Below are 2500 nucleotides of genomic sequence, written 5' to 3'. Positions count from 1 at the left end.
CGAACCGGTAAACGTTGAAAAGTTTTCGGATGACCTGTGGGTAGGGGTGAAAGGCCAATCAAACCAGGAGATAGCTCGTACTCCCCGAAATGCATTTAGGTGCAGCGTTGTGTAATGTGTGCTGGAGGTAGAGCTACCAATAGGGCTAGGGGGCTTCACCGCCTACCAACCCCTGATGAACTCCGAATGCCAGCATAACAGTAGCAGCAGTGAGGCAGCGGGTGATAAGGTCCGTTGCCGAGAGGGGAACAACCCAGACCATCAGCTAAGGTCCCTAAATTTGGGCTAAGTTGAATTGAACGATGTGGGGATGCTAAGACAGCTAGGATGTTGGCTTGGAAGCAGCCATTCATTTAAAGAGTGCGTAACAGCTCACTAGTCGAGCGTTCCTGCGCGGAAAATACTCGGGCATAAGTCCAGTACCGAAGCTATGGATGTGGAGACAAGACGTGTCTTGTCTGTACGTGGTAGGGGAGCATTGTAGTCAGCGCCGAAGGTGTACAGCGATGTATGCTGGAGCGGCTACAAAAGCAAATGTAGGCATGAGTAACGATAAAAGGGGTGAGAAACCCCTTCGCCGTAAAACTAAGGTTTCCGTATTCGATGTTAATCAGAATCGGGTTAGTCGGGTCCTAAGGTGTAGCCGCCAGGCGAAGCCGATGGCAAACGGGTTAATATTCCCGTACCCGCTCACAATGAAAGCGACGGAGTAGTGTAGGTATCGCGTACTGACGGAATAGTACGTTGAAGGCTGGGTAAAACTGGCCGATAGTACAGAGACCCTTTCGGGGGAATTTGATAGTGTACCGAAGCGTCTTCCAAGAAATAGCGAGTGAAGCGGCCCGTACCGTAAACCGACACAGGTAGTTGAGGAGAGTATCCTAAGGCGCTCGAGTGAATCATGGCTAAGGAACTAGGCAAATTAGACGCGTAACTTCGGGAGAAGCGTCGCCCCACAGTGATGTGGGGCCGCAGTGAAGAGGCCCAGGCGACTGTTTAGCAAAAACACAGGACTCTGCTAAATCGCAAGATGAAGTATAGGGTCTGACACCTGCCCGGTGCTGGAAGGTTAAGGAAGGGGCTTAGGAGCAATCCGAAGGTCTTAACTGAAGCCCCAGTAAACGGCGGCCGTAACTATAACGGTCCTAAGGTAGCGAAATTCCTTGTCGGGTAAGTTCCGACCTGCACGAATGGTGTAACGATCTGGGCACTGTCTCGGCCATGAGCTCGGTGAAATTGAAGTATCGGTGAAGATGCCGATTACCCGCAACGGGACGAAAAGACCCCGTGAACCTTTACTATAGCTTCACATTGTGTTAGGGTATAAGATGTGTAGGATAGGTGGGAGACTACGAAGCGGGCACGCCAGTGCTTGTGGAGTCGTCCTTGAAATACCACCCTTCTTATACTTTGACACTAACTCCTGCAAAACAGGAGGACCGTGTGTGGTGGGTAGTTTGACTGGGGTGGTCGCCTCCTAAAGCGTAACGGAGGCTCGCAAAGGTTCCCTCAGCATGGTTGGTAATCATGCGAAGAGCGTATGAGTATAAGGGAGCTTGACTGAGAGAAAGACAATTCGACCAGGTGCGAAAGCAGGCTCAAGTGATCCGGTGGTTCCGTATGGAAGGGCCATCGCTCAAAGGATAAAAGGTACTCCGGGGATAACAGGCTGATCTCCCCCAAGAGCTCACATCGACGGGGAGGTTTGGCACCTCGATGTCGGCTCGTCACATCCTGGGGCTGAAGAAGGTCCCAAGGGTTGGGCTGTTCGCCCATTAAAGTGGCACGCGAGCTGGGTTCAGAACGTCGCAAGACAGTTCGGTCTCTATCTGTTGCGGGCGTAGGAATATTGAGAAGATCTGTTTCCAGTACGAGAGGACCGGAATGGACGCACCTCTAGTGTACCGGTTGTGGCGCCAGCTGCAGTGCCGGGTAGCTATGTGCGGAATGGATAAGCGCTGAAAGCATCTAAGCACGAAGCCAACTTCAAGATGAGTATTCCATTGAGGGTCGCAGAAGATGACTGCGTTGATAGGTCATAGGTGGAAGTGCGGTAACGTATGGAGCCGAGTGATACTAATCGCCCGACAGCTTCCTTTTTTTCTTAATCAAAGCCGTACTACGTGTAGTAGGGCAAACGGTTAAGAAAAGTCTACAAAATAAGCAAACGAGGTCAACATAGATTGCCCTAGAACTTATGAGTAAGTAAATTGAAGCTGACGCTTGATGATAAATTTTAAATCAGCAAAACCAGGTCTTTACGTGGCCAGCAAAGTCCGCTGCAAAGTTATTGAACACTCTCTTTCCCACTTGTTGATCGTTTCACTAAAGAACGTGGTTTGCACTGAAGTGCCAACCAAAAGACTTTGGTGGCTATTGCGGGCAGGATCACCTCTTACCATTCCGAACAGAGAAGTTAAGCTGCCCAGCGCCGATGGTACTTGGACTTGATCCCGGGAGAGTAGGTCGCCGCCAATTTTTATGAAAGCCTCATCGCTAC

The 2500-nt window shown here is 50.6% G+C and carries 2 rRNA genes (1 of these 2 cut by a window edge); both read left to right on the top strand.

The features are described 5' to 3' along the window. Positions 1 to 2100, top strand: a 23S ribosomal RNA gene (locus H9S92_RS14000); it begins 756 nt to the left of the window's first position. 265 nt (positions 2101 to 2365) lie between these two features. Beyond that, a 5S ribosomal RNA gene (gene rrf, locus H9S92_RS13995) occupies positions 2366 to 2478 on the top strand. The last annotated feature ends 22 nt before the right edge of the window (positions 2479 to 2500 follow it).

It is taken from the genome of Neolewinella lacunae, from assembly GCF_014349155.1.
Taxonomy (GTDB): Bacteria; Bacteroidota; Bacteroidia; order Chitinophagales; family Saprospiraceae; genus Neolewinella; species Neolewinella lacunae.
This window is presented reverse-complemented; position numbering and strand designations above follow the sequence as displayed.